The organism is Venatorbacter sp. C2-1 (assembly GCF_022832715.1).
Lineage (GTDB): Bacteria > Pseudomonadota > Gammaproteobacteria > Pseudomonadales > Oceanobacteraceae > Venatoribacter > Venatoribacter alkanivorans.
Genome location: NZ_CP094879.1, coordinates 4,262,994 through 4,284,329, shown reverse-complemented (window position 1 = coordinate 4,284,329; position 21,336 = coordinate 4,262,994). Strand labels below are relative to the sequence as shown.

The following is a 21,336-nucleotide window of genomic DNA, read 5'->3' as shown; positions in this document are numbered from 1 at the left end:
TTAAAGCCCGAAACCAATCGCCGAGACGGCTTTGCCCATGATTTCTTCGCGATAAAAAGTGCTGCCCTGATCCGCGCCCGCAGCTCCGGCCACCATCATCATCGGCAGCAGGTGCTCCTCGCGCGGATGTACCTGGCGTGCGCCGGGGGCATCGCTCCAGTGATTGAGCGCTGCGGTGCGCTGGGTTTCGTCCTGCGCTGCGGCGTCAATCAGCCAGTCATCAAAGGCTTTGGCGGCGGCAGCATCGGCGGCTGAGTCGGCAAAAAATGCGCGCAGGTTGTGGTAGCTCAGACCACTGCCGATGATCAGTACGTTTTCATCGCGCAGCTGTGCCAGTACTTTTCCGGCAGCCTGATGCTCGGCCGGGTTCAGCCCTTTTTTCAGCGACATCGCCAATACCGGAATCTCTTCCTGCGGATAGGCGACCTTCAGCGGAATAAACACACCGTGATCCCAGGGCGCGTTGTTATCCACCGCCGCTCCGATACCGGCATCCTGCAGTAATTGCGCTGCCCGCTCCGCCAGTGCCGGAGCGCCCGAAGCCTGATAGCGGATCTCATAGGTATGCGGCGGGAAACCGTAATAGTCGTATTCCAGTTTCGGGTGTGAGCCACCGCAAAAGGTAAATACCGGCGCTTCCCAGTGGGCCGAAATCAGCAGAATGGCGCTGGGTGGTTGCGGCAGACGCGCAGGAATTGAACGCAGCATGGCGGCCATGTTATCCCACAGCTGCGGGTTGCCCGGCCATTCCATAAAAAAGCACGGGCCGCCGCCGTGGGGAATATAGAGACTCGGCTGGCGTTGGTTGGCTGACATATCGGTGCCCTCAGTGATCGCGGCGTGCGGGTACCCACAACATTAATACAAACGCCCATACCAATGCTGCAAATCCCCAGATAAAGGTGGATGACAAACTGGCGCCGCCTTCAATGCCGAGTTTTGCCAGCCAGGGGCCGAGCAGCTGGGTGAAGCCATAGAGTGCAATAAGCGCAGCGCTTAACCTTGGTCCCTGATGCGGGTGCAGGCTGCGCGCCAGACGCTGTGTCAGCAGTACCGCGCCTAAAAACGTTCCGCCGACCAGAATCGCACAGAGCCACAATCCCGCCGACTGCTGTGGCAATAGCAACAGCGCTCCGACCCCCGCCGCCTGAATGGCGTAGTTCCACAGCAGTGCGGTTTTATCACCGATAGCGGCACCCAGGTGGTTCCACAGCCAGGTCGATGGCAGCGAGGTAATGGCTACCAACAGCCAGGCGCTGGGCACCATGGTCAGTTGCCAGTCAGCGGCGACCGCCGGCAGAAAGGTCATCGGCAGAATGTAGCCTAACCCGGCACCGGCATAGGCCAGAAATAACGGCGTGCTGGCGCGGTCCCAGAGTGCGGAATGATCGTCACCCTGCCCGGCCGGTGCGTGGCCGGGTAAACGGTGCAGATACCAGCTGCTCCACAATGCCAGCGGGATGGCGGCGATGGCCGCCGGCAGCCAGCGTTGCGGGCCGGCCAGCCAGGCGGCACTGAGTTCAACCAGCGCACTGGAGCTGAGCAGGCCAATGCCCACGCCCAGATACATCAGGCCACTGAGTTGCGCTTTCTGTTGTGTCACCAGCCACTCCAGCACCAGTGCTGGTGCCAGCACAAAGACCACACCGTTGCCGATGCCGTTCAGCAGGCGCAGGGCGGCGAGGGGTTCGTACTGACTGACAAACACCTGCAGCAGGGTAATCAGGGCGTTGGTTGTCAGCATCACCGCCAGGGCATTGCGGCCGTGACCGCGCTGATAGAGAAACAGCGCCAGCATGGCACCGCTTAAATAGCCGACGTAGTTCCAGGTGGCGAGCGAGGCGGCCTGGGCCAGCGTGATCAGGCCATCATCAACCAGCAGCGGCAGCAACGGGGTGTACACAAAGCGGCCGAAACCATGCACCACAATCAACGATACCGCCGCAGCGATAATAGGCCACCAGTGGGAGGATGGCTGATGACTGGCAGTGGAATTCATACGCTGGCTCCGTTAATGAGTATGTGCATGATAGGACTAAGTGCTGATAAGCCCAATCCGACTTAGGTTATGTCCGGAACAAGTCTGGTGAATGGGGCTCTTAATGGGCGCTTAAGGCGTGTGTTTCCCGTCTGTTGCGGGCATATGCTAATATCCGCGGCCTTCTATCTAGCCGGTTTGATGCACCATGAACGCTGAAACAGATTCCTTAACCCGCCAGCTGGCGTACGGCGCCGAACAGATGCAGATTGCCCTGACGGCAGAGCAGCTGAGTGCGTTACGTGCCTATCTGGATCTGCTGCAGAAGTGGAACAAAGCCTACAACCTGACCGCCATCCGCGAACCGGAGCGTATGGTTGCACTGCATCTGCTCGACAGTCTGGCGGTGCATCCCTTTGTGCAGGAAGCGGACAATATCGCCGACGTCGGCACCGGGCCAGGGTTGCCGGGCATTGTGCTGGCGATTATGAACCCGCATAAAACCTTTACCCTGCTCGACAGCAACGGCAAGAAAACCCGTTTTCTGTTTCAGGCGCGCACCGCACTCGGGCTGGATAACGTGACCATAGTGAACGATCGGGTCGAGGCATATCATCCCCCCCGGCCTTTCGATATGATTGTCAGCCGCGCTTTTGCCTCACTCGCCGATATGACCCACTGGTGTCAGCATCTGCGCGCTGAGCAGGGCTGCTTTCTGGCGATGAAAGGGCAATATCCACAGGATGAAATTGCCGCCATCGCCGACAAATTCCGCGTGGTGGCTTCCGATGCCATCAGCGTTCCCGGTGTGGAAGGCGAACGGCATCTGCTGCGCCTGCTGCCGGTTAATACCAACGATTGAAGGCGGATCGCCGTCAGGCACTGAAGGAAGCTGAGTTGTGAGCAAAGTTCTGGCAATTGCGAATCAGAAAGGTGGTGTCGGCAAAACCACGACGGCGGTGAATCTGGCCGCCTCGCTGGTGGCGACCAAGCGCCGCGTGCTGCTGGTGGACCTCGATCCGCAGGGCAACGCCACCATGGGCAGTGGTATCGACAAGCACGATCTGGATGTCTCTTTATACGATGTGCTGACCGGCAAATGCCGCACCGCCGCCGCGATTCAGAAAACCGAAGCGACGGCTGGCTTTGATCTGCTGCCGGCCAATGGCGACTTAACCGCCGCCGAAGTGGAACTGATGGATCTGCCGCGGCGCGAAAGCCGCCTGCGTGAGTCGCTGGCTGAAATACGCCCGGATTACGACTACATCCTGATCGACTGCCCGCCGTCATTGAATATGCTGACGGTCAACGCGCTGGTGGCGGCTCAGGGAGTACTTATCCCGATGCAGTGCGAGTACTACGCGCTGGAAGGTCTGAGTGCTCTGATGCAGACCATTGAGTCGATCAAGGCAACTTCTAATCCGAAACTGGAAATCGAAGGCCTGCTGCGCACCATGTACGATCCGCGTAACAGCCTCACCGTTGATGTTTCCACCCAGTTGATCAGCCATTTCGGCGACCGGGTGTATGGCACTGTGATTCCGCGCAATGTGCGTCTGGCCGAAGCGCCAAGCCACGGCGTGCCGGTGCTGAGTTATGACAAATCCTCGCGTGGTGCGGTTGCTTATCTGGCCCTGGCCGGAGAAATGAACCGCCGCACCCGTCAGGCCGCGACGGCCTGAAAGCTGAATAAGGTTATCTGAACGCATGACAAAGAAAAAACGCGGCCTTGGCCGTGGCCTCGACGCCCTGCTGACCAGCTCGCGGGCGGCCGCCGTCGCCACTCAGCCGGACAACGCAGAGAACATTGAAAGCAGTATGCCGGCGGAAGCCGGTGAATTGCGTCACCTGCCGGTCGAGTGGATTCAGCCGGGCCAGTATCAGCCGCGCAAAGACATTCAGCCGGAAGCACTGGAAGAACTGGCGGCCTCTATTAAGGCGCAGGGTCTGATGCAGCCGATTGTGGTGCGTCCGCTGGCCAGTGCCGACGATCGTTTTGAAATTATTGCCGGTGAGCGCCGCTGGCGCGCCTGCCAGCTGGCGCAGCTCGATACCGTTCCGGCTTTGATTCGTGACGTGGCCGACGATGCTGCCATTGCCATGGCGCTGATTGAGAATATTCAGCGTGAAAACCTGAATCCGATGGAAGAAGCGGCAGCTCTGCACCGCCTGCAGCACGAGTTTGAACTGACGCAGATGGAAGTTGCCGAGGCTGTGGGTAAAAACCGCGCCACCGTGGCCAACCTGCTGCGTCTGATGAACCTGAACGAAGACGTAAAGCGCCTGCTCGAGCACGGTGATATCGAAATGGGCCATGCCCGCGCCTTGCTCGGCTTAAGTGGTGGCCAACAGAGCGAAGCCGCGGCGCAGGTTGTCAGCCGTACGCTGACCGTGCGTCAGACCGAAGCGCTGGTGCGTCATCTGCAGGAAGGCAAAAGCGCAGATAAAACCGCCAGCAAACCCAACCCGGATATTCAGCGTCTGGAGCGTTTACTGGGCGATCGTCTGGGCGCCAAAGTCGCCATCAAGCACAGTGCCAAAGGCAAAGGCCAGCTGGTGATTAACTACACCAATCTGGATGAGCTGGACGGCATTCTGGCGCATATCAAATAAAGGGAGCTGTGCTCCCTTTAATACTCATACTGGAAAGTTATTGTGATTGAGGTTGTTCTGAATTCAAACTCGGTACGGGAAAAATTGCCCAGCTCATCATAGCTAAAAGTAAAAGTAGGTCCGTTGTCTTCTTCATAAAATGATTCAAGTCTAACCGTCTGTCCACGCTGATTCTGATATTCAATATCAGTACCTGAAAGCTCGCCGTTATTGAAGCTCACCGTTTTTATAAAACTTCCGGACTCCGACCGGCCGTAGGTGTAGATAGTCTCAGAGGTACCCCAGGAGTTATTGCAGTTGCTTTTAATCAGACGCGGGTAATGGTCGTAACGGTAGCTGCAGCTCTCTGTCGGTGTCTCAGATCCCTGTTGCCGGCGGTATAGTTGTCTGCTTATCTGATTATCGTTCTGGTCAAAGGTACTGACTTCGCGCCAATCTATAATGCCGTCAGCATAATCGTCATCGGCCACCTCCAGCGTGTTGCCATGCCAGTCGTAGGTATAGGTTTTGGTTTTGATCAGGTCGCCATTGCTGTTGTGCCATTCGATTAAAAGGTTGCGACCAGCGTTGCTGTAATTATGAGTTTCTGTCTCGCTGATTTCGCCGGAAATCAGGTTGCGGGTGATGATCTGTGCAATGCTGCCATCGGGGGAATATTCCCAGCTTGTCTGCTGCTCGAAAATACCGTCGTCGTCGCCATCCCTCAGGCTGGACAGGATTTTTCCGTCTTCACGATAAGTGTTTTGTTGCTTGTAAGCGGAGGTGTCCCTACCTGACCACCCTTCTGCTTTCTTTTTTATCTCTCTGGAGTAAGCAGTGATCATTCCGTAATCGTTAAAATTGACTGTGCGGGTTTCAAGGTAGATCTCTTCTGGGCCGCTGCCATCATGGTACTCGATGAACGAATGCGTCTCAAACAGGCGTTTCGGGGCGTCGATTTCAAAGGTGCTGATATAGAGAATTTCGCTGCTGTTGCCGCTGTCGTCGATAAGCTGCAGGGAGCAGTCGCTGTAAATGCCTTCTTTCAAACGGGTAAAGTAAATTTTATTTACGCCACGGTGGGCGTATCGCTTGTCACTCCGGCATGAGCCGCGGTAGTTGATTTTGCCGCCGGCGGAGCTTTTGAATACATAAGTCGGCGTGTTTGTGCCGATTTTGCCGATCGGCCGAACCTCGGCTAGTGTTGCTTTATTGTTGCCATTGCAGGCCGCCAGCACTATGGCTGAGGCGATAAAGATGAGGTGTTTCATTTCAGTCCCTGAAAAAAAGTAACAGGGATGGAGTTTATTAATATTGGAGTCATTTATCGAGATAAATGCCGACTTTTCCGTTATTGAGCAGGCAGAAGCTGGCTGTTCTGCAGCAGCGAGTGCTTCTCTCCGTCCTTTTCTAATACCGATCAGACGGCAGCATTCTGGCGCATATCAAATAAAGGGAGTTGTGCTCCCTTTAATATTCATACTGGAAAGTTATTGTCTGGAGTGAGTATGAATCTTTAAACACTATACGGGAGATATTGCCCAGCTCATCATAATCGCTTGTTATTATTGTGGATAATTCTCTCTCTATGCCAACTTCAGCTCTCACTGTTTCTCCACGCTGATTCTGATATTCAATATCAGTACCTGAAAGCTCGCCGTTATTGAAACTCACCGTTTTTATAAAACTTCCAGACTCCGACCGACCGTAGGTGTAGATATCCTCAGAGGCACCCCAGGAGTTATTGCAGTTGCTTTTAATCAGGCGCGGGTAATAGTCGTAACGGTAGCTGCAGTTCTCTGTCAGTGTCTCAGAGTCTTGTTGCCGGCGGTATTTTTGCCTGCTTATCTGATTATTGTCCCGGTCAAAGGTACTGACTTCGCGCCAATCTATAATGCCGTCAGCATAATCGTCATCGGCCACCTCCAGCGTGTTGCCATGCCGGTCGTAGGTATAGGTTTTGGTTTTGACCAGGTCGCCATTGCTGTTGTGCCATTCGATTAAAAGGTTGCGACCAGCGTTGCTGTAATTATGAGTTTCTGTCTCACTGATTTCGCCGGAAGGCAGGTTGCGGGTGATGATCTGTGCAATGCTGCCATCGGGGGAATATTCCCAGTTTTTCTGCTGCTCGAAAATACCGTCGCCGTCGTTATCCTCTAAGTTTGACAATATTCTTCCGTCTTCACGATAAGTGTTTTGTTGCTTGTAAGCGTAGGGGTCCTCCCTGCCTGACCACCATTCTGGTTTCTTTTTTGTCTCGCCAGAATAAGCAGTGACTATTCCGTAATCATCAAAACTTTCTGTGCGGGTTGAAAGGTAGACCTCTTCTGTGCCGTTGCCATCGTAGTCCATGATGAAAGAGTGCGTCTCAAGCAGGCGTTTCGGGGCGTCGATTTCAAAGGTGCTGATATAGAGAATTTCGCTGCTGTTGCCGCTGTCGTCGATAAGCTGCAGGGAGCAGTCGCTGTAAATGCCTTCTTTTAAAGGTGTGAAGGAAATTTCATTTACGCCACGGTGGGCGTATTGCTTGTCACTCCGGCACGAGCCGCGGTAGTTGATTTTGCCGCCGGCGGAGCTTTTGAATACATAAGTCGGCGTGTTTGTGCCGATTTTGCCGATCGGCCGAACCTCGGCCAGTGTTGCTTTATTGTTGCCATTGCAGGCCGCCAGCACTATGGCTGAGGCGATAAAGATGAGGTGTTTCATTTCAGTCCCTGAAAAAAGTAACAGGGACGGAGTTTATTAATATCGGAGTCATTTATCGAGATAAATGCCGACTTTTCTGTTATTGAGCAGGCAGAGGTTGATTGTTCTGCAACAGCGAGTGTCGCTCTCCTCCTTCGTTAAGTACCGACCAGATCGCAGCTTTCTGACCCTGACTGAACATCAGCAGGCTCTCGTCACGGGCCAGTGACATATAGTTCATAAACATATCGGCGCTGCCGCAGGTTGAACTTGGGTGGGAGGGGTTCAGGCCGCCGTAATTGCTGCTGCTCAGTGGTGTATCACTGATGCCGTCATCAACGTTACAGCTCTCCTGCTCACCGGCGATGTGTTTCAGCCCCAGCCAGTGGCCGACTTCGTGGGCGGTGGTTTTGCCCAGATGCAGCCCCTGCTCCAGTGGCGGTTCTGTGCCAAAGGCCAAAGTGGCAATAAGCACACCATCTTCTTCCGCCGGGTCGCCGGGCAGGCTGGCGCGTCCGGCCAGCCCAACTCTGCCATGGTGGTCGCGCATATCACTGACCCAGATATTGAGATAGCGCTCCCGTGGCCAGGGGTCTTTACCACCTAAAGCGCTGTAATGCAGATAGCGATAACCCCAGCGGTATTCCTCCGGTGCCAGCTCAATATTCTGCGTGGTGCGGGTAATGCCGGTGGTTGGTTGCCCCTGCGGGTCGGTTGTGGCCAGTTCAAAGCGGATCTGCATATCGGCGATAAATGGCTGAAACTCTGCCGGCACCTGGCTCAGGTCATCATTCTGGCGGTTGAATGCACGGTTCAGTGCGGCTATCTGCGAGTGAACTTTAGCAACGCTGATACGGCTGTCATCAGACGCGGGATGCTCCATGATATGAACCACCACCGGGATGGTCAGGCCGGCGACAGGCGTGTCGGGGTTTTCTGGCTGTGGCGTAGGGCTCTGGGATGAGTTATTGTCGCCGCCGCAGGCACTGAGCAGCGATAGCAGCAGTAAGAGGATTCCCTTCTTCATTGGTTGTTCCGGACAAAAGCAAAAGGGGCAGCCTATGCGTGTGAAGGGCGAATGCAAATGGCTATTGATAGAACTCTGTGTACCCTTCGGAGGCATAAACGTCAGGATGCCACGGGGCGTCTGAGAGTGGCGCTCAGGCAGCATTAAGTAAGTCATCACTTTCTTACGTAAGCCTGACAAATCCTGACGTTGGGACTCGCGCAGCTCAAACTGGCGCGGGATTCAGCCTTTGCCTGACCTGCATCATACCTATTGGTCGAATTATTCTCGTTTTGCCCCCCGGTTTCGGTTGAAGCTGAAGGGTCGAGCCAATATAATCACCGCGCCTTAAAATAGGCTGTTGCAGATTTTTGACCAATTGTGGGGCTAAGGATGACAGGCATACCGCGTCCTCCGGCCTACCGGATCGTGATTTTACAACTGATCCTGACGGTTCTGGCCGCATTGGTTGCCTGGTTGCATAGCGATGTAGCCGCCAAGTCGGCATTGTTGGGGGGCTTAACCTGCGCCCTGCCTAATGCGTACTTTGTCTGGCGTGCGTTCCGTTATAGCGGAGCCCGGTCTTCTGTACAGATCGTACAGTCGTTTTACCAGGGGGAATCCTGGAAATTTGTGCTGACGGCGCTGAGTTTTGCTGTGATTTTTCAGCGCGTCGAGCCTCTGAATGTTCTGGCACTGTTTGCTGCGTTCATAACAGTGCAGCTGGGCCATCTGGCCGCAGCAAAGATAGCTAATTTATAAACCTTTGGAATTGAGAGTGAACAATGGCTGGTAACTCCCAAGAGTATATCTCGCACCATTTAACCAATCTGACCTACGGCAAACTGCCTGCTGGTTATGTTCGTCATAATGCGGATGGTACTGAAACTGAACTGACTGAAGCGACCTGGACTATGGCTCACAGCGGCCAGGAAGCAGCAGATATGGGCTTTTCTGCGGTACACGTGGATTCCCTTGGCTGGTCTTTCGGTCTCGGCGCTATGCTGATGTTTTTGTTCTGGCGTGCTGCCAAAAAGGCCACCACTGCGGTGCCTACCGGCTTCCAGAACTTCGTGGAAATGATCGTCGAGTTTATCGACAACACCGTTAAAGAAGCATTCCATGGCAAAAATGCACTGGTTGCTCCTCTTTCCCTGACTATTTTTACCTGGGTCTTCATGATGAACTTCATGGATTTGATCCCGGTTGACGTGCTGCCAACCATTTTTGGTGCTTTGGGCGTTCACTACATGAAGGTTGTTCCTTCTACTGACGTGAACATCACCCTGGGTATGGCTCTGACTGTTTTTGCCATGATGATTTTCTACTCCATCAAGGTTAAAGGTATCGGCGGTTTTGTGGGCGAGCTGACGCTGCACCCATTCAATGCGAAAAACCCTGTTGTCCAGGCGCTGTTCATTCCGGTTAACTTCTTCCTGGAATCGATCGCACTGATCGCTAAGCCGATCTCTCTGGCACTGCGTTTGTTCGGTAACATGTATGCCGGTGAGATGATCTTCATCTTGATCGCGCTGATGTTCTCTGCTGGTGCTTTCCTCGGTCTGCTGGGCGGTGTCCTGCAGTGGGCCTGGGCTGTTTTCCACATTTTGGTGATCACACTGCAAGCGTTCATTTTCATGATGTTGACCATCGTGTATCTGAGCATGGCGCACGAAGATCATTAATTTTTTTAACCCTTAACTCACTAACTTAACTTCTATATTTGGAGATAACTATGGAACAAGGTCTGGTATTCCTGGCTGCGGCTCTGATGATCGGTCTGGGTGCTCTGGGCACAGCAATCGGTTTTGGTCTGCTGGGTGGTCGTCTGCTGGAAGGTACTGCTCGTCAGCCTGAACTGGGTCCAATGCTGCAAGGTAAAATGTTCCTGATCGCTGGTCTGTTGGACGCCGTGCCAATGATCGGTGTTGGTCTGGGTCTGTACCTGATGTTCGCTGCCTAAGGGTTCATGTAACAACGAACTTCCTTAATCAATGAACATGAGGGCTCTGGCGTGAACATTAACGCGACTCTGATCGGCCAGATCATCACTTTCGCTATCTTCGTGTGGTTCTGCATGAAGTTTGTATGGCCTCACCTGCTGGGTGCTATGCAAGAACGCGAAAAGAAAATTGCCGATGGTCTGGACGCAGCTAACCGTGCCGAACGTGACCTGGAACTGGCTCAGGAAAAAGCCGCTTCCCAGCTGCGTGAAAGTAAAGAAAAAGCTGCTGAAATCATCGAACAGGCTAACAAACGCGCTAACCAAATCGTCGACGAAGCTAAAGAAGCTGCTCGCGCCGAAGGTGAGCGTCTGGTAGCTGCTGCTCAAGCTGAAGTTGAGCAAGAGGTGAACCGCGCTAAAGAAGTTCTGCGCAAGCAGGTGTCTGAGCTGGCCGTGGCCGGTGCAGCCAAAATTCTTGGTAAGTCAGTTGATGCGGCCGCTCACTCTGAGCTGCTGAACCAATTAGCTGACGAGCTGTAAGCGAGGTTTCCATGGCTGAATTAACAACTCTCGCTCGGCCATACGCCAAAGCGGTGTTTGCTGAAGCAAGTGAGAAAGGTGCATTGGACGCCTGGTCTGCGGACCTGGCATTACTGGCAGCCTGTGTTGCCGATGCCGATATGGCAAAAGTACTGGTGCATCCGTCTCTGACTGCGCAACAGCAGGCACAGGCTTTAACCGACGTATGTGGCGACAAGCTGAATGAAGCAGCCAAAAACCTGGTAGCCGTTCTGGCGGAAAACAAGCGCCTGATGCTGGTGCCTGAAATCGCAGCTCTGTATGAAGAGCTGAAAGCCCAGTTGCAGAACACGGTTGACGTAGTCGTCACCTCCGCGTTCGAACTGAGCAATGAGCAGGCCGATAAACTGGCACAGGCCCTTAAAGCCAAACTGCAGTGTGATGTACGTTTGACCAGCGAAGTCGATGAGTCTCTCATCGGTGGCGCCATCATTCGTGCCGGGGACTTGGTAATCGACGGCTCCGTAACCGGTAAGCTGTCAAAATTAGCCGAAGCGATGAAATCCTAGTTTGAGGGACGATGCATGCAGCAACTGAATCCATCTGAGATCAGTGAAGTCATCAAAAAACGCATCGAAAATCTCGATGTGACTTCACAAGCCCAGAACGAGGGCACCGTCGTATCTGTATCTGACGGTATCGTTCGTATTCACGGTCTGGCTGACGCCATGTACGGTGAAATGATTGAATTTGAAGGCGGCGTATACGGCCTGGCAATGAACCTGGAGCGTGACTCCGTTGGTGCCGTTGTTCTGGGCGAATACAAAGGTCTGGCTGAAGGTCAGACTGCCAAATGTACTGGCCGTATTCTGGAAGTACCAGTTGGTGAAGCCCTGCTGGGTCGCGTAGTCGACACTCTGGGTAACCCGATCGACGGTAAAGGTCCGATCGAAACCAACCTGACTGCTCCGATTGAACGTGTTGCGCCTGGCGTAATTGCACGTCAATCCGTTGATCAGCCAGTTGAAACTGGTTACAAAGCGGTTGACTCCATGGTGCCGGTAGGCCGTGGCCAGCGTGAGCTGATCATTGGTGACCGTCAGACTGGTAAAACTGCGATGGCTATCGACGCCATCATCAACCAGAAAGGCTCTGGTATTAAGTGTATCTACGTTGCTATCGGTCAGAAGCAATCTTCTATCGCTAACGTAGTACGCAAACTGGAAGAACACGGCGCGATGGAACACACCATCATCGTCGCGGCAGGCGCGTCAGACCCGGCAGCAATGCTGTTCCTGGCTCCTTACGCCGGTTGTGCGATGGGTGAATACTTCCTGGATCGTGGTGAAGACGCTCTGATCGTTTATGACGATCTGACCAAGCAAGCATGGGCATATCGTCAGATCTCCCTGCTGCTGAAGCGCCCACCAGGCCGTGAAGCTTACCCAGGTGACGTATTCTACCTGCACTCCCGTCTGCTGGAGCGCGCATGTCGCGTTAACCCAACTTACGTTGAGCGCATGACTAACGGTGAAGTGACAGGCAAAACCGGTTCTTTGACCGCTCTGCCAATCATTGAGACTCAGGGCGGTGACGTTTCGGCGTTCGTACCGACCAACGTGATCTCTATTACTGACGGTCAGATCTTCCTGGAAACCAACCTGTTCAACTCCGGTATCCGTCCGGCGATGAACGCGGGTATCTCTGTATCCCGTGTAGGTGGTGCTGCACAGACCAAGATCATCAAGAAACTGGGCGGTGGTATCCGTCTGGCTCTGGCTCAGTACCGTGAACTGGCGGCTTTCGCTCAGTTTGCATCGGACCTGGACGAAGCGACTCGCGAACAGTTGGAACACGGCCGTGCCGTTACCGAACTGATGAAGCAGAAGCAGTACGCGCCAATGTCCACCGCTGAGATGGGTCTGGTGATCTACGCTGCGACTGAAGGCTTCCTGAAAGACGTTGACGTGAACAAGATTCAAGCGTTTGAAGCTGCTCTGCTGAGCTACGCCAACAGCGTTTACGCTGAACTGATGGCGAAGATCAATGTGAAGGGCGACTACAACGATGAAATCGCCGCCGGTCTGAAAGAGTGTATTGAGAAATTCAAGAGCACTCAGACCTGGTAAGTCCGGTGCTGGCGGCCCGGCAACGGTAGCCGCCAGCTGGATTCACTCAACGTAGGGCAGCTAAATGGCAGTCGGAAAAGAGATTAAAGAGCAGATTACGAGTGTAAAAAGCACGCAGAAAATTACTTCAGCAATGGAAAAAGTTGCTGTAAGTAAGATGCGTCGCGCTCAGCTGCGCATGCAGGAGAGCCGTCCATACGCGGATAAAATCCGTGATGTGATTGGTCATCTGGCAAATGCGACATCTGAATATCGTCACCGTTATCTGCAAGACCGCGAAATCAAGCGTGTTGGTTATATCGTGGTGTCTTCCGACCGTGGCTTGTGTGGCGGCTTGAACAACAACCTGTTCAAGCGTGTTGCACAGCAGTCCAAAGAGTGGAAGAACAAAAGTGTGGAAGTTGACTTCTGCGCTATCGGCTCCAAAGCCGGTCTGTTCTTCAACAGCTTTGGCGGCAACGTAGTAGCCTCCCAGTCTCATCTGGGAGATGCTCCTGAGTTGGCGAGCCTGATCGGAGCGGTAAAAGTGATGCTGGACGCATTTGACAATGGTCAGATCGATCGTCTGTACATCATGCATAACCGTTTTGTGAACACCATGACCCAATCGCCAGAAGCGGTGCAGTTATTGCCCCTGAAGGCACAACAAGACGATTCACTGAAACACCATTGGGACTACATCTACGAGCCTGATGCCAAAGAGATCCTCGAAGGTCTGCTGGTACGCTACGTAGAATCTCAGGTGTATCAGGGTGTGATTGAAAACAACGCCTGTGAGCAGGCCGCGCGTATGCTGGCGATGAAAAACGCCACCGATAACGCTGGCGGCATGATCAAAGAGCTGAACTTGCTGTATAACAAAGCTCGTCAGGCAGCAATCACCCAGGAAATTTCAGAAATCGTTAGCGGTGCCGCGGCCGTTTAAGGCCCGGGAACACAGGTTTTAAGGTTAAGAGGAACCGAATATGAGCGGACGTATCGTACAGATCATCGGCGCCGTTATCGACGTGGAATTCCCACGCGACGTGGTGCCTAAGGTCTACGACGCCCTGACCGTAGATGGTACTGAGACAACCCTCGAAGTTCAGCAACAGCTGGGCGACGGCGTAGTTCGTACTATTGCGATGGGCTCGACAGAAGGTCTGAAACGTGGCCTTCCTGTAACAAACTCTGGCGCTCCAATCTCTGTACCTGTTGGTATCGAGACTCTGGGTCGCATCATGGACGTGCTCGGCCGTCCAATCGACGAATGTGGTCCTATCGGTGAGAAAGAAGTTGCTTCTATTCACCGTGCAGCACCAAGCTTCGACGAACAAGCAGCAAGCACCGACTTGCTGGAAACTGGTATCAAAGTAATCGACCTGGTTTGTCCATTCGCTAAGGGTGGTAAAGTTGGTCTGTTCGGTGGTGCCGGTGTTGGTAAGACCGTTAACATGATGGAACTGATCAACAACATCGCCAAGGCACACTCCGGTCTGTCTGTATTCGCCGGTGTTGGTGAGCGTACCCGTGAAGGTAACGACTTCTACTACGAAATGGCTGAATCCGGTGTTGTAAACCTGGACGACAAAGTCAAATCCAAAGTAGCAATGGTTTACGGTCAGATGAACGAGCCACCGGGTAACCGTCTGCGTGTAGCTCTGACTGGTCTGACCATGGCCGAAAAATTCCGTGACGAAGGTAAAGACGTACTGTTGTTCGTAGACAACATCTACCGTTACACCCTCGCGGGAACCGAGGTATCTGCACTGCTGGGTCGTATGCCTTCAGCGGTAGGTTACCAGCCAACTCTGGCGGAAGAGATGGGCGTTCTGCAGGAACGTATTACTTCTACCAAGACTGGTTCCATTACTTCGGTACAGGCCGTATACGTACCTGCGGATGATTTGACTGACCCAAGCCCGGCGACCACCTTCGCCCACCTGGACTCAACCGTAGTACTGTCACGTGATATCGCTTCTAAAGGTATCTACCCTGCGATCGACCCTCTGGATTCCACCTCCCGTCAGCTGGATCCACTGGTAATCGGTAACGAACACTACGACGTAGCTCGTGGCGTTCAGGGTGTTCTGCAGCGCTACAAAGAGCTGAAAGACATCATCGCGATTCTGGGTATGGACGAACTGTCCGACGAAGATAAGCAGCTGGTAGCCCGTGCACGTAAGATCGAGCGTTTCCTGTCTCAGCCATTCCACGTGGCCGAGATCTTTACTGGTGCGCCTGGTAAGTACGTGTCTCTGAAAGAAACCATCCGTGGTTTCCAGGGCATCCTCAATGGTGAATTCGATGACCTGCCAGAACAAGCGTTCTACATGGTTGGTACCATCGACGAAGCTATCGAGAAAGCCAAGAAAATGTAACTTGGGCGGGTCAGGGAGCGAGTAGTGTAGTCCGCTCCCCGGCCTCCTCAGTCTGAGGGAAAGATTATGGCGATTACCGTCCACTGCGATATCGTCAGCGCCGAAGAGAATCTGTTCTCTGGCCTGGTAGAGCGTGTTGTGGCGTCCGGTGTACTGGGTGATCTGGGTATTGAACCCGGCCACGCAGCGCTGCTGACCCCACTGAAACCAGGTCCGGTCCGTATTGTTAAGCAAAACGGCGAAGAAGAGATTGTTTACGTCTCTGGCGGTTATCTGGAAGTTCAGCCCAATACAGTAACCGTACTGGCTGATACGGCGGTGCGCGCAAGCGACATCGACGAAGCAGCTGCTCTGGAAGCTAAGAAACACGCTGAGCAGGCGATTGAGAATCAGGGTGCAGACTTTGATTACTCACGTGCACTGACTCAGTTGGCAGAAGCTGCGGCTCAGCTGCGTACTATCCAGCAGATCCGCGAAAAACTCGGCAAGCGTTAAGCTTCCCCTGTTTTCTGCAAAAGAATCCCGCTCTGTGCAAACAGCGCGGGTTTTTTTATGTCTGGATTTCTGCCGGAACGCAGCTCAGCTGCGGCCATAACAAGTCCAGCAGATCCGCGAAAAACCGGGCAAATGTTAAGCTTTCCCTGTTTTCTGAAAAATGCCCTGTGTTTTATATTCATTTAATTTTTAATTTCCCTGTGGCCGGAATTTCCGTTTTTCCGATCCATCTGTCATAAAAAATAAATTTATCAGCGTTATAATCACCGCCTTTTATTCGTCGCTAAGGAAAGGCAATGCTGACCCACCTTTGCAGATCTCTGCTGCTGTTTGCTGTATCCATTCTGCCATTACAGGCTTCTGAAAATCAGGGGCCATTACACCTTTATGTTGGTGCCGGTTGGGGGACAGGTGATGGCTCGCACGACTGGGATTACAGTAACCAGAAAATCAGCACCACACATTACGATCAGGATATAAAAGATTTTAAGTTGGGCATTCTGTTCTCCACGGCAGTGCGGCTGGAGCTTGCCAAAACCCGGGTTGATATGGATGTCGGCACATCGCGGAATGATCTGAGCGGTATGGATCTGAATCTGTTTTTCAGCATCGGTAGTAAACCTGTGCGGCCTTACCTGATGATTGGTCTGGGGTCCTATGATTACGACGATACTGCATCTCTGGTGAAAGGATATGATGACCTGAGCGGCACCGCCGTCAATATTGGCGTTGGTATCTTTGCTCCTCTGGCTGAGCACGTTGAGCTGGAAATTGGCTATCAGGAAAAACGGATTGAATGGCAGGAAATGGATTCGGTTACTAACGATGTGCGCTTAAATTTGTCGACTCGTATGAATTACTTCAATACCGGATTGCGCATTATTTTCTGATTGGTTTTAGTGAGTGAGGCGGAGTATGTACTCCGCCGCTTATCGCTCTTACTCTTCAAACAATCCCTTCACTGAAAACAGGTCATCGTATTCTGCCTGTTGCTTCTGCGCTTTCGCCTGGAAGGTTTTCATCATATCGGTCGGGCGGAACATACCGGCCTGCCAGGTTGCCATATAGCGCAGGCTGTCTTCGACACTGTGGTCGCGGCTGTAATTCAGCATTTCTTTGCACCCGGTGACGGCCAGTGGGGAATTCTGGGCAATCTGGGCGGCAATGGTCATTACGCCATCCAGCATGGCCTGCTGGGATTCATACACTTCATTAACGAAGCCCAGAGCCTTGGCTTCCTGCGCACTGAATTTACGCCCGGTGTAGGCCAGTTCGCGTACCACACCCTGCGGCATCAGTTTTGGCAGACGCTGCAGGGTACCAACGTCGGCGGTCATACCCAGTTCGGTTTCTTTAATGGTGAAGTAGGCATCGGCGCTGCAGTAGCGGGAATCGGCGGCGCAGACCATATCCAGCGCGCCACCAATACAACCACCCTGAATGGCGGCCAGTACCGGCAAACGGATCTGCTCCAGTGAGCTTAAGGTGTCCTGCAGTTGCAGCACGACACGGCGCAGATTTTCGGCCATACGCCCTGCATCGCCACTCATTGGCACCGCTTTCGGATTGGTGAATACCCCCAGGTCCATGCCGGCCGAGAAGTGCTTGCCGGTCGAAGAAATCACAATTACCCGTGCATCGGTCTGGGCTTCAATAGCGCGCATGCATTGCGGCAGCTCTAGCCAGAAAGCCTGGTTCATGGAGTTCAGGGCATCCGGACGGCACAGTTGCACGTGAGCGATGTGGTTTTCGACACTGACGTTAAAGCTCTGGAATTCAGGCAGGGCACTCATGGCAGATCCTTATGGTTGTCTGATGGCAGTTGTTATTGATTATGTTGACGCCGTCAATATAGGGGGAGGCTGTGTGGCAGGTCAAATAAGCGGCTGACTCCAGTCTGGACTCGCATGGTACTCTTATTGTTCTTGTGAATACTGCTGGGTCTGTGTATGCAGAAAATGAATTTATCCCGCGTCGATCTGAATCTCTTTGTGGTCTTTGATGTGATTTATCGTGAGGGCAATCTGACCCGCGCCAGCGAGCAGCTGAATCTGTCGCAACCGGCGGTCAGTCATGCGCTGGGGCGTCTGCGGGAGCGCTTTGACGATCCGCTGTTTGAGCGGGCGGGCAAGGGGATGAGCCCGACGCCTTTGGCGAAAGCCATTATCGGTCGCGTGCGGGCGGCCCTGCAGGATCTGGAATCCACGTTAACCGAGGGGCTGGCCTTTGACCCGGCGCAGGCCAGCCGGGTATTTACCCTGGCCTCGCGAGATGTGATGGAGGCGACGGCACTGCCGCTGTTAATGGCGCGCCTGCAACAACAGGCGCCGGGCATTCAGCTGCGCAGTGTGCGGCTGGCACGGCGTGATATGGAAAGCGCGTTATCATCCGGCCAGATCGATTTTGCCGCCGATGTGTTGCTGCCCGTTGGCGATGACATTGAGCATCAGGCGATTGGCGAAGAGCAGCTGGTTGTGGCAATGCGCAATGGGCATCCGCTACAGGGAAATACGTGGAGTCTGGATAGCTATCTGAGTGCCCGTCATGTGCTGGTTTCCAGCCGTGCCGAAGGCCCGGGGGTGGAAGACTTTGCGCTGACGCGTTTGGGTAAGGTGCGGCAGGTGGCTTTGCGCTGCCAGAATTATTACGCCGCGATTCAGGTGATGCAGCAGACCGACCTGCTGCTGACATTGCCCGGCAGTTTTGCCAGAAGCATGGCCACCCGGCAGCCCGATTTCACCGTGTTACCATTACCACTGCCTCTGGCACCGTTAGAGATGCATCTGTACTGGCACCGTAAGGCCAGCCGTGATCCGGCGGTGATGTGGCTGAAGGAGCAGATGGCCGGGCTGATGCCCGGCGCAGTATCGGGTTAGGGCAGGGTCAGTGTTGTGCTGTAGCTGCCGGTGGCGGCAGGAGAGCTGTTGCTGCCACTGACATACGCGGAGGCTGAGTCCAGATCTGCACTCAGAATCAGCTGGAGATTATCGGCGGTTGTTGTCAGGTTGCCGAGAGCTTCGGACTGGGAAATCAACTTCACGCTGCCGCTATCCCGTGCCAGTGCACTTTTCAGGTTACCGTTCTGCTCTGTCAGAAAAAGCAGGCCAAGGCCGCTGCTGCTTCGGGTCTGAAGTTGCTGAATCAGTTCGCTGGCTGCCGGTGCCCCGCCGCATTCCTGTGTTCCGCTCAGCTCCAGCGTCTGTACCAGGCAGTACACCGGCTGATTCGGCTCATCAATGTTGACGCCATTGTATTGGATGGTGAGGGAGTGCTGGCCAAGGGGAGCGGTGCTGTCTGATATTTTAATGGCCGCAGTACTCTGACCACTGAAACGGGTCTCACCAAAACCGGTTGTGTAACCCGCTAAAGCCTGTCCTGCCATTTTGCTGTTACTGGTCAGCGTAAAAAATTGCGACTCATTGCCATTAGAGTTGCTGTACAGAGGCAAAGAGAAAGCGGCCGTTGTATCGGGCAGGGTTTGGAATGTGCTGCTGCCTGCGGCGCAGTTGGCAACTTCCAGAGTGCCGGCATTGTCGCGGATTACAAAGACACTTTTGCGGCGGATATGCCTGGTTTCCTGCTCGGTAGGGATGCGTGGTATCTGCGTGCGTACATAGTCACTGACCATCACCCAGGTGCCGGTCAGGTCGGTATTCAGCTCGGTACGTTCGCTGTAGGCGGACAGGTCATAGGTAGCCGCTGCTGCAGTGTTGCCCAGTGTCTGAGTCGGATTAACTTCTGCTGGCGGCTGATAACCGCAATCGGGATCGGTCGGATCTCCACCATCGCCCGGATCGCCACCGTCGCCCGGATCACCGCCGTCGCCCGGATCACCGCCGTCGCCCGGATCACCGCCGTCGCCCGGATCACCGCCGTCGCCCGGATCACCGCCGTCGCCCGGGTCACCGCCGTCGCCGCCGGGATTGTTGTTGTCGGGAGCAGAGCTGTGGCCGGAGTTGCCGTCGCCACCGCAGGCGGCCAGCAACAGCATCAGGGAGAAGGCGAGTAAATGGCGCAAAGCATTGTCCTTATCATTATTTTGTACAGAGCCTAATGTTGTACGCTGGTTCTGTAAATGCAGATCAGGATGCTTTGCCTGTTGTTTACGCGCCGGAGCAGCCAGCGCGCACTATGGCGGTCGGCTTACCAGCTTTTATACGGCAGGAATTTACCATTCAGGGTCAGCAGAACGCGGTCGCCTTTCGGATCTTCGATTTTGTCGACTTCCATAGAAAAATCGATGGCGCTCATGATGCCGTCGCCGAATTTCTCCTGAATCACTTCTTTCAGTGTCTCGCCGTAGACGCCGACAATTTCGTACAGCCGGTAAATCAGCGGATCGGTGGGAACGGCCTGATCCCAGATTTTGGTGGGATAAGCGGCGAGGGCATTGCTGATTTCGCTGCCCAGTCCCAGGTAGTCGCTGATCGCGGCGGCTTTATCGGCAGGCGCACTGTTCATACCCAAACAGGCTGAGGTCAGCCAGACCGGCGACATGCCCAGATCTTTGCCCATCTGCTCCCAGCTCAGACCCTTGCTGAGTTTGGCGGCGATGATGGTTTCCGTCATGGTGACTTTATCCATAAATAACTCCTGCTTCTGATTAAGGCGCCTGAGCGCATAAATGCTCTGCCTGGGTGCGTTTTCCGGCTTCAGACACCGGCAGAGGATGGTCAGCAGGGAGTTAGCAAGGCGGGTGCCATTCAGCCCAGATACTGCGGATAGAGGTGAGCGGCCGTTTCAGCCACGATGGCGTGGCGGCGGGCGAGGCGTTCATGGTCGCGGTCATAGCCACCGCCAATCACGGTCGCCACCGGAATATGGCGGCGCAGGCAATGACTGAGTACCAGCTCATCGCGCTGTTGTACGCCGGCCCAGCTGATATCCAGATGACCCAGCTCGTCTCCCTGCCAGACATCGGCGCCGGCATCGTACAGCACCAGATCGGGCTGCTGCTCGTCCAGCAACCGCAGCAGGGTGTTTTCCACCACTTCCAGATAGGGCTGATCGCTCAGATGCTGATCCAGACCGATGTCCAGATCACTGGCGGATTTGCGGAACGGAAAGTTTTTCTCGCAGTGAATCGAGCAGGTAAAGGCCCGTTGTTCACTGGCCAGTATGGCGGCGCTGCCATCGCCCTGATGCACATCCAGATCGAAGATCAGTACCTTGCTGACTTCACCCTGTGCCAGCAGCGTCAGAGCACTGTAGGCCAGATCATTGAGCAGACAGAAACCGGAGCCAAAATCGCGGTGGGCATGGTGTGTCCCGCCAGCCAGATGACAGGCCATACCGTGCTGCAGCGCCAGCCGGGCGGTCAGCAGGGTGCCGTTGGGCGCGGTCAGGGTGCGGTCGATTAAGCCCTGGCTCCAGGGCAGGCCGATACGGCGCCAGGCTTTCGGGTCCAGTGACTGATCACAGAGCATGGCCAGATACTCCGGAGCATGGGCGATGCTGAGGTCGCTGAGTGTTGCAGCTTCAGGGCGGAACAGGTTATTGCGGCCGATCAGTCCCTGTTGCCGGCAATAATCGTGCAGGCGCACAAACTTCGACATCACAAAACGGTGCTGTTCGGGAAAGGGGCAGGAGTAGTTGGGGTGGTATACCAGTGGCAGCACAGCGTTCAG

The 21,336-nt window shown here is 54.3% G+C and carries 23 protein-coding genes; 14 read left to right on the top strand and 9 right to left on the bottom strand.

Going from position 1 to position 21,336, the window contains the following annotated elements:
* Together MT343_RS19350 and MT343_RS19345 are read right to left on the bottom strand one after the other, a co-directional pair.
* Positions 1-816 (bottom strand): DODA-type extradiol aromatic ring-opening family dioxygenase, encoded by an 816-nt coding sequence (locus tag MT343_RS19350; RefSeq protein ID WP_145467389.1) that lies wholly within the window; start codon positions 814-816, stop codon positions 1-3.
* A 10-nt stretch (positions 817-826) separates the two neighbouring features.
* Positions 827-1,999, bottom strand: a complete 1,173-nt coding sequence (locus MT343_RS19345; RefSeq protein ID WP_145467391.1) for a YbfB/YjiJ family MFS transporter — start codon at positions 1,997-1,999, stop codon at positions 827-829.
* Between the two features lie 187 nt (positions 2,000-2,186).
* Between MT343_RS19345 and rsmG the strand changes: the two genes are divergently transcribed.
* From rsmG to MT343_RS19330, 3 genes are read left to right on the top strand one after another with little or no spacing between them, the layout of a single operon-like run.
* Positions 2,187-2,840 (top strand): 16S rRNA (guanine(527)-N(7))-methyltransferase RsmG, encoded by a 654-nt coding sequence (rsmG, locus tag MT343_RS19340; RefSeq protein ID WP_145467393.1) that lies wholly within the window; start codon positions 2,187-2,189, stop codon positions 2,838-2,840.
* A 37-nt stretch (positions 2,841-2,877) separates the two neighbouring features.
* A complete protein-coding gene (locus MT343_RS19335; RefSeq protein ID WP_145467395.1) occupies positions 2,878-3,660 on the top strand; it encodes a ParA family protein in 783 nt (260 codons plus the stop codon).
* 25 nt (positions 3,661-3,685) lie between these two features.
* Positions 3,686-4,591 (top strand): ParB/RepB/Spo0J family partition protein, encoded by a 906-nt coding sequence (locus tag MT343_RS19330; RefSeq protein WP_145467397.1) that lies wholly within the window; start codon positions 3,686-3,688, stop codon positions 4,589-4,591.
* A gap of 17 nt (positions 4,592-4,608) precedes the next feature.
* Here MT343_RS19330 and MT343_RS19325 read toward each other — a convergent pair whose 3' ends face one another.
* The 3 genes from MT343_RS19325 to MT343_RS19315 all read right to left on the bottom strand — a co-directional run bounded on the left by MT343_RS19325 (position 4,609) and on the right by MT343_RS19315 (position 8,282).
* Positions 4,609-5,808, bottom strand: coding sequence for a hypothetical protein (locus tag MT343_RS19325; protein ID WP_145467399.1), 1,200 nt, complete (start codon positions 5,806-5,808; stop codon positions 4,609-4,611).
* 232 nt (positions 5,809-6,040) lie between these two features.
* Positions 6,041-7,276 carry a hypothetical protein gene (locus MT343_RS19320; protein WP_145467401.1) on the bottom strand — a complete coding sequence of 412 codons (1,236 nt, stop codon included), beginning with the start codon at positions 7,274-7,276 and terminating at the stop codon, positions 6,041-6,043.
* 79 nt (positions 7,277-7,355) lie between these two features.
* Positions 7,356-8,282: a M43 family zinc metalloprotease gene (locus MT343_RS19315; protein WP_186435819.1), complete on the bottom strand. Its 927-nt coding sequence runs from the start codon at positions 8,280-8,282 to the stop codon at positions 7,356-7,358.
* Between the two features lie 372 nt (positions 8,283-8,654).
* On the opposite strand from MT343_RS19315, the gene MT343_RS19310 reads away from it, so the two are divergent.
* The 10 genes from MT343_RS19310 to MT343_RS19265 all read left to right on the top strand — a co-directional run bounded on the left by MT343_RS19310 (position 8,655) and on the right by MT343_RS19265 (position 16,599).
* The gene (locus tag MT343_RS19310; RefSeq protein WP_145467405.1) at positions 8,655-9,023 is read left to right on the top strand and encodes a F0F1 ATP synthase subunit I; all 369 of its coding nucleotides are present in this window, start codon (positions 8,655-8,657) and stop codon (positions 9,021-9,023) included.
* Between the two features lie 23 nt (positions 9,024-9,046).
* Complete coding sequence (gene atpB, locus MT343_RS19305; protein WP_145467407.1) at positions 9,047-9,946, top strand: F0F1 ATP synthase subunit A; 900 nt, start codon at positions 9,047-9,049, stop codon at positions 9,944-9,946.
* A 50-nt stretch (positions 9,947-9,996) separates the two neighbouring features.
* Positions 9,997-10,224: a F0F1 ATP synthase subunit C gene (gene atpE / locus MT343_RS19300; protein WP_015488783.1), complete on the top strand. Its 228-nt coding sequence runs from the start codon at positions 9,997-9,999 to the stop codon at positions 10,222-10,224.
* Positions 10,225-10,275: 51 nt separating this feature from the next.
* On the top strand, positions 10,276-10,746 hold the full coding sequence (locus MT343_RS19295) for a F0F1 ATP synthase subunit B (protein WP_145467409.1): 471 nt from the start codon (positions 10,276-10,278) through the stop codon (positions 10,744-10,746).
* Between the two features lie 11 nt (positions 10,747-10,757).
* A complete protein-coding gene (locus MT343_RS19290; RefSeq protein WP_145467411.1) occupies positions 10,758-11,294 on the top strand; it encodes a F0F1 ATP synthase subunit delta in 537 nt (178 codons plus the stop codon).
* 15 nt (positions 11,295-11,309) lie between these two features.
* The gene (gene atpA, locus MT343_RS19285) at positions 11,310-12,854 is read left to right on the top strand and encodes a F0F1 ATP synthase subunit alpha (protein ID WP_145467413.1); all 1,545 of its coding nucleotides are present in this window, start codon (positions 11,310-11,312) and stop codon (positions 12,852-12,854) included.
* Between the two features lie 64 nt (positions 12,855-12,918).
* Positions 12,919-13,779 (top strand): F0F1 ATP synthase subunit gamma, encoded by an 861-nt coding sequence (gene atpG / locus MT343_RS19280; protein ID WP_145467415.1) that lies wholly within the window; start codon positions 12,919-12,921, stop codon positions 13,777-13,779.
* A gap of 40 nt (positions 13,780-13,819) precedes the next feature.
* The gene (atpD, locus tag MT343_RS19275; protein ID WP_145467417.1) at positions 13,820-15,214 is read left to right on the top strand and encodes a F0F1 ATP synthase subunit beta; all 1,395 of its coding nucleotides are present in this window, start codon (positions 13,820-13,822) and stop codon (positions 15,212-15,214) included.
* Between the two features lie 66 nt (positions 15,215-15,280).
* Positions 15,281-15,709 carry a F0F1 ATP synthase subunit epsilon gene (locus MT343_RS19270; RefSeq protein ID WP_145467419.1) on the top strand — a complete coding sequence of 143 codons (429 nt, stop codon included), beginning with the start codon at positions 15,281-15,283 and terminating at the stop codon, positions 15,707-15,709.
* A gap of 296 nt (positions 15,710-16,005) precedes the next feature.
* Positions 16,006-16,599, top strand: coding sequence for an outer membrane beta-barrel protein (locus MT343_RS19265; RefSeq protein ID WP_145467421.1), 594 nt, complete (start codon positions 16,006-16,008; stop codon positions 16,597-16,599).
* A gap of 48 nt (positions 16,600-16,647) precedes the next feature.
* Here MT343_RS19265 and MT343_RS19260 read toward each other — a convergent pair whose 3' ends face one another.
* Entirely contained in the window at positions 16,648-17,502 is an 855-nt protein-coding gene (locus MT343_RS19260) for a crotonase/enoyl-CoA hydratase family protein (protein ID WP_145467423.1), read from the bottom strand.
* A gap of 156 nt (positions 17,503-17,658) precedes the next feature.
* On the opposite strand from MT343_RS19260, the gene MT343_RS19255 reads away from it, so the two are divergent.
* Entirely contained in the window at positions 17,659-18,585 is a 927-nt protein-coding gene (locus tag MT343_RS19255) for a LysR family transcriptional regulator (RefSeq protein ID WP_222428497.1), read from the top strand.
* Here MT343_RS19255 and MT343_RS19250 read toward each other — a convergent pair.
* The 3 genes from MT343_RS19250 to MT343_RS19240 form a co-directional block, all read right to left on the bottom strand.
* Positions 18,582-19,727, bottom strand: coding sequence for a hypothetical protein (locus MT343_RS19250; protein WP_243989437.1), 1,146 nt, complete (start codon positions 19,725-19,727; stop codon positions 18,582-18,584). The genes MT343_RS19255 and MT343_RS19250 overlap by 4 nt on opposite strands.
* 125 nt (positions 19,728-19,852) lie before the next feature.
* A complete protein-coding gene (cynS, locus tag MT343_RS19245) occupies positions 19,853-20,293 on the bottom strand; it encodes a cyanase (RefSeq protein ID WP_145467426.1) in 441 nt (146 codons plus the stop codon).
* Between the two features lie 119 nt (positions 20,294-20,412).
* Positions 20,413-21,327: a histone deacetylase family protein gene (locus MT343_RS19240; protein ID WP_243989436.1), complete on the bottom strand. Its 915-nt coding sequence runs from the start codon at positions 21,325-21,327 to the stop codon at positions 20,413-20,415.
* Positions 21,328-21,336 lie beyond the last annotated feature (9 nt).

Coding starts and splice junctions, on each gene's coding strand:
- MT343_RS19345 (WP_145467391.1), bottom strand. CDS start 1,999: ATGAATTCCACTGCCAGTCATCAGCCATCCTCCCACTGGTGGCCTATT.
- atpD (WP_145467417.1), top strand. CDS start 13,820: ATGAGCGGACGTATCGTACAGATCATCGGCGCCGTTATCGACGTGGAA.
- MT343_RS19265 (WP_145467421.1), top strand. CDS start 16,006: ATGCTGACCCACCTTTGCAGATCTCTGCTGCTGTTTGCTGTATCCATT.
- MT343_RS19260 (WP_145467423.1), bottom strand. CDS start 17,502: ATGAGTGCCCTGCCTGAATTCCAGAGCTTTAACGTCAGTGTCGAAAAC.
- MT343_RS19315 (WP_186435819.1), bottom strand. CDS start 8,282: ATGAAGAAGGGAATCCTCTTACTGCTGCTATCGCTGCTCAGTGCCTGC.
- MT343_RS19255 (WP_222428497.1), top strand. CDS start 17,659: ATGCAGAAAATGAATTTATCCCGCGTCGATCTGAATCTCTTTGTGGTC.
- atpB (WP_145467407.1), top strand. CDS start 9,047: ATGGCTGGTAACTCCCAAGAGTATATCTCGCACCATTTAACCAATCTG.
- rsmG (WP_145467393.1), top strand. CDS start 2,187: ATGAACGCTGAAACAGATTCCTTAACCCGCCAGCTGGCGTACGGCGCC.
- MT343_RS19310 (WP_145467405.1), top strand. CDS start 8,655: ATGACAGGCATACCGCGTCCTCCGGCCTACCGGATCGTGATTTTACAA.
- MT343_RS19320 (WP_145467401.1), bottom strand. CDS start 7,276: ATGAAACACCTCATCTTTATCGCCTCAGCCATAGTGCTGGCGGCCTGC.
- atpE (WP_015488783.1), top strand. CDS start 9,997: ATGGAACAAGGTCTGGTATTCCTGGCTGCGGCTCTGATGATCGGTCTG.
- atpG (WP_145467415.1), top strand. CDS start 12,919: ATGGCAGTCGGAAAAGAGATTAAAGAGCAGATTACGAGTGTAAAAAGC.
- MT343_RS19350 (WP_145467389.1), bottom strand. CDS start 816: ATGTCAGCCAACCAACGCCAGCCGAGTCTCTATATTCCCCACGGCGGC.
- cynS (WP_145467426.1), bottom strand. CDS start 20,293: ATGGATAAAGTCACCATGACGGAAACCATCATCGCCGCCAAACTCAGC.
- MT343_RS19290 (WP_145467411.1), top strand. CDS start 10,758: ATGGCTGAATTAACAACTCTCGCTCGGCCATACGCCAAAGCGGTGTTT.
- atpA (WP_145467413.1), top strand. CDS start 11,310: ATGCAGCAACTGAATCCATCTGAGATCAGTGAAGTCATCAAAAAACGC.
- MT343_RS19270 (WP_145467419.1), top strand. CDS start 15,281: ATGGCGATTACCGTCCACTGCGATATCGTCAGCGCCGAAGAGAATCTG.
- MT343_RS19330 (WP_145467397.1), top strand. CDS start 3,686: ATGACAAAGAAAAAACGCGGCCTTGGCCGTGGCCTCGACGCCCTGCTG.